The sequence below is a fragment of the Mesobacillus maritimus genome (assembly GCF_019749255.1).
GTDB lineage: Bacteria > Bacillota > Bacilli > Bacillales > Cytobacillaceae > Mesobacillus_B > Mesobacillus_B maritimus_A.
The window spans coordinates 1-6,693 of record NZ_JACWFH010000046.1 but is presented as its reverse complement, the minus strand read 5'-3'; the positions used below and the strand labels follow the sequence as shown (position 1 = coordinate 6,693).

Annotated in this window: 6 protein-coding genes and 1 other annotated feature; of the genes, 3 read left to right on the top strand and 3 right to left on the bottom strand. The window is 37.2% G+C overall.

Annotated elements, in window-relative coordinates; translation table 11 throughout:
• Positions 1-513: 513 nt before the first annotated feature.
• Both paiA and H0185_RS23775 read right to left on the bottom strand, forming a co-directional pair.
• On the bottom strand, positions 514-1,032 hold the full coding sequence (gene paiA / locus H0185_RS23780; protein WP_221876055.1) for a spermidine/spermine N(1)-acetyltransferase: 519 nt from the start codon (positions 1,030-1,032) through the stop codon (positions 514-516).
• A gap of 20 nt (positions 1,033-1,052) precedes the next feature.
• A complete protein-coding gene (locus H0185_RS23775) occupies positions 1,053-1,505 on the bottom strand; it encodes a MarR family winged helix-turn-helix transcriptional regulator (protein ID WP_221876054.1) in 453 nt (150 codons plus the stop codon).
• Between the two features lie 359 nt (positions 1,506-1,864).
• Positions 1,865-2,109: a binding site (T-box leader), on the top strand.
• A gap of 297 nt (positions 2,110-2,406) precedes the next feature.
• On the opposite strand from H0185_RS23775, the gene brnQ reads away from it, so the two are divergent.
• Positions 2,407-3,729 carry a branched-chain amino acid transport system II carrier protein gene (brnQ, locus tag H0185_RS23770; protein ID WP_246629401.1) on the top strand — a complete coding sequence of 441 codons (1,323 nt, stop codon included), beginning with the start codon at positions 2,407-2,409 and terminating at the stop codon, positions 3,727-3,729.
• A gap of 96 nt (positions 3,730-3,825) precedes the next feature.
• Here the strand turns inward: brnQ and H0185_RS23765 are convergent, their stop codons facing one another.
• Complete coding sequence (locus tag H0185_RS23765) at positions 3,826-4,422, bottom strand: class I SAM-dependent methyltransferase (protein WP_221876052.1); 597 nt, start codon at positions 4,420-4,422, stop codon at positions 3,826-3,828.
• A 403-nt stretch (positions 4,423-4,825) separates the two neighbouring features.
• Between H0185_RS23765 and H0185_RS23760 the strand changes: the two genes are divergently transcribed.
• Together H0185_RS23760 and H0185_RS23755 are read left to right on the top strand one after the other, a co-directional pair.
• Positions 4,826-4,996, top strand: coding sequence for a hypothetical protein (locus H0185_RS23760; RefSeq protein WP_221876051.1), 171 nt, complete (start codon positions 4,826-4,828; stop codon positions 4,994-4,996).
• 217 nt (positions 4,997-5,213) lie between these two features.
• Entirely contained in the window at positions 5,214-6,422 is a 1,209-nt protein-coding gene (locus H0185_RS23755; protein WP_246629400.1) for an MFS transporter, read from the top strand.
• Positions 6,423-6,693: the final 271 nt, after the last annotated feature.

Here is a 6,693-nt window from a genome sequence, read left to right as displayed (position 1 = left end):
ATAAATGGATTCTGATAAAAATGTAAAAAAAAAGGGAACAAGGTCATTTTAAAACCTCGTTTCCTTTTTTGCTATCTGTGGCGAAAAATATATGGTAATTTTTTCAATATATTCAAATCAAATACATTCATGCAAGGCTAGTGCTTGGTGACAGGCACCTTCCATTTTTTTCTAACACCACTTCTTATAGCACACTGAACCATCAAAAAGACATGGATGCCAAGGCAAGTTAGAAAAGCACTTTTCATGTTGCCATAACATGCTCAGAGTAATCTTGTTTCATAGGTATGTTCCACATAATACTAATTGGTAAAAAGACCGGTCGTTAGATAATAGTTATCATAGAAGAAAACAGAAAAAAATCCACTTGGAGTTGCAGTTCCAACTGGATTTACTTTCTCAACGAGATTAAATTTTTCAGATTAATTACAACTAGAGTAATATTCTTAGCATATGCCTCGCGACACAAACTAAAAATTGGAAGGTGCCTGGCACCTTCCATGTTTATACAGATTAAACGAGTGTTTTGGTCATGATAAAGTCAGTTTGTTCTTCGTCCCCCATATAAAACGAGTGGGCGCCCGTTTGGACAAATCCCAATTTTTTATAGAACGCAATCGCATTTTCATTTTTTTCCCATACGCCTAGCCAGATGTTCGTTTTGCCATGGGCTCTCGCAATGTCCTGTGCTTTATTTAGTAGATATTTGCCAAGCCCAAGCTTTTGAAAGTGTGACTTAATATAAATCCGCTCAATTTCAAGTGATTCCTTCCCCATACTTTCAGTCTGAGCATCCTCGGTATTGACCTTTAAATATCCGGCAACATCTTTATGAAAATAAATAAAGAAGAATTGCGAAGACCCATTTGCTAACTCATTCTCTAACTGATCGATGTTAAAAGCTTTTTCCAAATATGTATTCATATTTTCGGGCGAATTCTTATGCTTAAAGGTCTCATTAAATGTGTCATAACTAATTTTTTGAAGAATCTGCACATCCTTATGCGTACACTTTTTTATATTAATTGTCATAGGTCGCTCCTTTTTGTTTTTCAATAACTTCGCTTGTGTCCCTTTTTAATAGATTCCCAGTCTTTTTCGATATTATTCCTTACTCTTTGTAGAAGAGTCTGAATGATTTCTTGTTCATTCTCGGTAAATCCCGCCAATGCAACCCTATTAGAATACTCATGTTCTTTTATGATAAAAGGATAAACCTTTTTTCCTTTCTCAGTAGGAAAGAGTTTTTTAATTTTCCTGTTATGGTCATCGTCTTTCTTTTCAATAAAACCATTACTTTCAAGTTTGCGGATTGCACGAGATGCGGTAGTTCGGTCAACTTTGATCAGCTCAGCTACCTTTTCTTGAATAATACCTGGATGCTCACATATCCGCACCAGATACAAATACTGCCCTTTTGTTAGATCATATTCTTTAAATTCGATATTGCTAATGGAATCCAACGCCCTTGCGATCATTCCAATTTCACGAAGAATTTCAGTCATCACTATCTCCTTAGCGTAATTTATATTGTAAATGCAACAAACTTAACACCTTTAACTATATTCAAAATTTATTGTATTTGCAACAAAAAGCAATACAACAACCATTCCTTGATCATACATTTTAACCACGCACATTCGCTCATATATACAATCCTTTCCAGGTGCCTGGCACGCACGACTTTCGATCAGAGGATCCATATGATGTCCAATAGTGTAGTCAAGTTCGCTTGTCCTAGTGGTGTACACTTCATAGATGTTAATAAAGTCTAAGAACCTGAATTATTTTAACATTTTTAAATTTACACATATTCTTGACACAGCAATCTATTTTTACTAGATTAAGAGTACATCATGTAAAGTTAATGACGAGAAAGAGAAGTAGTAAGAAAAGAACTTTGTTCTACAGAGAGTCGACGTTTGGTGAAAATCGGTGGCCAAACCTTTTCTGAAAATGATCTCCAAGGTGCTAAGCTGAAACTAGTAAGCTTTGACGGATTTCCACCGTTACATGGATCACGTATGATTATACGTTGCTGAGAGCAAGTTTGTTTTTTATGAAACTTTCGGAATATAGGTGTATCGCGAGTTCAAACTCGTCCCTATTTTAGGGTCGAGTTTTTTATTGCGTAAAAATGCAAGAATGTCGCTGAACTCACGATGCATCGACACAGGAGAAACCATCACAGAAGAATCATTGAAATCAAACAATCGAGGGGTTACAATCACGGAGGGGTTCGGCGATTACATGAATACTGCAATAAGACAATTGACTGATAATTGTGACACAGTCTTCAATAAAGCAATTAGAAAAGTCCCAACCTCAGGTAAGACTATTGTTTATTAATCGATTTCTGACAGTGGATATAGATGTTGTTTTCGGTAAGATTTAGGAGGGTTCAACTTGAGTCGGAGTCGCAAAAATATATTGTTTTCAGGATTTATGCTTTTTTCTTTATTTTTTGGAGCAGGAAATTTAATTTTCCCTCCTTACCTTGGCATGGAATCAGGCAACCATTTTATTGCCGCCATTGCTGGGTTTATTTTAACAGCAGTCTTTTTACCTTTATTAGCCATTATATCTGTTTCGCTATCCAATAATGGGCTTATATCGATCGGTCAACGTGTTCACCCAGTCTTTGGTCTTGCATTTGCCATCGTAATTTATCTGTCTATCGGGGCATTTTATGGCATCCCACGAGCTTCGAATGTAGCGTATGAATTAGGTTTCATGCAAGTGTATGATGTCCAAGGTCGGCTATCATTGTTTTTATTCTCAATCATTTTCTTTGGATTAACCTATTTACTTAGCTTAAATCCGAAAAAGATTATTGACCTCGTTGGTCAGATCTTGACACCTGCCTTACTCGGCGTTCTCGCGATTTTAGTTGTTCGTGCCTTCTTTACCTTTAGCTATAGTGAAGTACCTGCCTCAGAAAAGTTCCAATCCAATCCCTTCTTAAAAGGATTCTTGGAAGGATATTTCACAATGGATGCGATTGCGGCCCTTGCCTTTGGGATTGTCATCATCAATGGGTTAAAAGATAAAGGCGTGACAAAGAAAAAGGATTTAATACAAGGAACACTCTTTGCTGGCCTCATTGCAGCTGGTGGCTTAACCATTGTTTATGTATCTCTTAGCTGGATTGGGCGTGTTCTCCCATATGACGAACCATTTAAAAATGGGGCCGAAATACTAGTATTCGCCTCACAACAGCTGTTTGGCTATGGCGGGAATGTGTTGTTCGGCGTAATTGTGATACTTGCATGCTTAACTACTTGTGTCGGCCTTATTAATGCCTGTAGTCGTTTTTTTCATGAAGTTTTCCCAAAGTTATCCTATAAGAACTATGTATTTATCTTTATTGTTATTGGCTGGCTTTTGACAAACTTCGGCCTAGATTTAATCCTACAGTTTGCAACACCCTTGCTCGTTTTCATCTATCCGATTTCGATTGTGCTCATTATACTTTCGCTTTTCCAGCACTTTTTTGGGGAAAGTAAAAGGATGTATATCTTCTCTGTTTCAATCGCAACAGTATTTGCTCTTTTCGAGGCGCTAAATTCGATTGGTCTCCAGCTGAACGTACTAAATCCTTTCTTTGCCTTCCTCCCCTTGCATAGCAATGGCCTAGGCTGGACGGTCCCGACACTTTTGGCAGCCATAATTGGGTATGGGTTTGATTTTTACGGGAAGGCAGTTGTATATCAGTCTAAAATCGAATAGCTTTCTTTAATGAAGGTTCTTTCTATGCTGTTGCAGCCTTAATGAAAAACCTCCCCCTTGAAAAGATCAAGAGGGAGGTTTTTTATTTAGAAAAAATCATTTTATACTAGTAGATCTAAACATGGAGGCATCTTGTTTCATAAAAATACGCTCACCACGATAAAAAGTATGCACTTCAGAGAATGTAAATCCAACTTGTGTTAGTTTTTGCTTTAGTTCTTCATGCTTAAAACCGTTATGAACTGTTGGATGATGGATGGTCTCGTTTTTGTCAAAATCAACAATGATTAGCTTGCCACCATCATTTAGGATGTTGTACAATTCTTGTAAAATTTTATTCGTATCAGGAATATGTAGGAGGACTAGTGATAGTAATACAATGTCTGCCTTAAGTTCAGGAGTTTCTTGAGTGAAATCTGAATAAAGTACTTTTGCATTGGAAATCCCTCTGGCCGTAATTTTTGCTTCTGCAACCTCCAACATTTGTTTAGATGAGTCCACCAACAAAATAGATTCTACGAGGCCTGATAGTTCTAAACTAACTAGTCCTGTACCACTTCCATAGTCGATTAAGGATTTTGTTATACTATTTTGTAACTCTGTTTTTACTTCCCTCACAATCACTTTCGCTAATGCCATTCTTTCTTCTGTATCATACCTTTTTGCGAGCTCTTCAAAAACATTATTATCCATCTTTCACTCTCCTATTAAATAAGCTGAATCATGGTCATTATAGCAAAGTTATCAAGAGGTTCGTACAATACGTCTTGTAAACCCCGTTTTAGGCTGATAGGCGATAAAACATCTGTTAAAGACTATAGATAGAGGCAATAGCCCCTAACGTTGAATTTACCCCTTTAATGAACAAAAGCCTTTTTGATTAGAAATAGGGCTTTCCTCTGCTATTTTTTATGTAAAATGGCTTGGTAACCTAAAATAGGTAAAAAAAGCTATAAACATAAGAAAACAGGAGATGCTTACGTTTTCATTGAATATGTTTCCGTTTTCCTGCCTAATGTTCCCGTTTTCACCAACATTGTTAAAATATGGATTCCCTGCCATAATAAAAGTATCAAATGGAAAGGAGATAAATGATATGATGAAAAAATTTATTGAATCTTATAAAGAAAGTTTGGCCATGCTCTCCACCTCTCAATATGGTGTTGGCAACTATCGAAGCAAAAGAGTACAAACAAGTTTCGTAGAAAGCAAACCTGCCGCGCAAACCAAGGTATATCGACCAAACAAACAATATGTGACCAATTAACCGATCTTACATACAAAAAAGATTGGTTTTTTTATTTTTTCAACGTATTCTCCCCCTCCAAATGTTTGACAAAGGCAACGAAACCCTCAATACTATGGGTATACCATTTTATTCCGACTAGTGTAATTGGAATAAACCTTCTTAAGGAAACGTATAGTGATAAAAGTGCTTTGTGAATTATTTTGCAATTAATGATGAATGGATTGGAGTTATTACCTTGAACAGGACGTTAACAGAAAAGCTCTGGACGAAAGATTTTATCATGCTATCCTCTGCCAGTTTTTTCATCTCAATGGTTTTTTATTTGTTGATGGTCACGATTGCGGTGTATTCCGTGGAAACGTTTAATGCTTCCACAGGTCAAGCTGGCATTGCATCAGGGATTTTCATTGTCGGTCTGCTGATTGGGCGATTGTATATTGGGCGTAAATATAATGATTTTAATACAAAGGTCATCCTCGTTATAAGTGGAATCGCCATCGTAACGAGCATCTTTCTTTATTTTATCCAATTGAATATATCCTTTTTAATCCTAACGCGGTTAATTCATGGATTTACCTTTGGGATCGCAGCTAATACTTTGGCCACCATTATTGCAGTCATCGTGCCACCTTCTCGTAAAGGAGAAGGCATTGGGTATTTTACAATGAGCATGACCTTAGCAGCAGCTATTGGTCCATTTATCGGCGTGTTAATGTCCAAACATGCCAATCACTTTGGGATATTCTTACTCTGCCTCATTTTTGGTACCATCTCACTAGCATTCATTCTATTCTCCAATATTCCATCTTTAAGGCTGAAGAAAAATCCTGAAAAGCAAAAGCTAAGCTGGACGCAATTTTTGGAACCAAAAGCGATTCCGATTGCCATAGTGATTATGGGCATCTCTTTTTGTTATGGCAGTGTCTTAGCTTTTATTAATCTTTATGCGTCCGAAGTCAATCTAGTGGAAGCAGCCAGTTTCTTTTTCCTCGTCTATGCCCTTGCGATTTTGTTCTCACGCCCGATAACGGGTAAATTAGTCGATTCAAAGGGTGCCAACTATGTTATGTATCCTTGTATCTTGATCCTGTCAGCCGGAATGTTTGTCTTGAGTATCGCAAGCACAAGCTTTCTATTATTACTAGCAGCTGGCCTCATTGGACTGGGTTACGGAAATATACAGTCAACCGCACAAGCCGTAGCGATTAAAATGGTTCCTCCTGGACAAATTGGGTTAGCGACATCCACCTATTATATCGGGATGGACGCTGCAAATGGCTTAAGTCCAGCTGTATTAGGAGTGTTTATTCCATTCCTTGGCTTTCAACACATGTACCTGGCACTAGCCTTTTTCGCAATCTTTATGGCTGGATTCTATTATTTTGTATATGGACGGAAAGAATCTATGATCCATTCGAGTGTGGAGAAAGGCGCAACACATTAGGTGCACTCCATTAGGTGACCCATTAGGTGACCACTAGCCTTGCATGAATGTATTTGATTTGAATATATTGAAAAAATTACCATATATTTTTCGCCACAGATAGCAAAAAAGGAAACGAGGTTTTAAAATGACCTTGTTCCCTTTTTTTTACATTTTTATCAGAATCCATTTATTTGTGCTTTTTTTTCTTCTTCTCTGTTTTATCCCTAGCGACATTTCCAAATTCCGGCTTAGATTTTGGTTTAGTTATTGGAACTTTTTGTCTACCCTT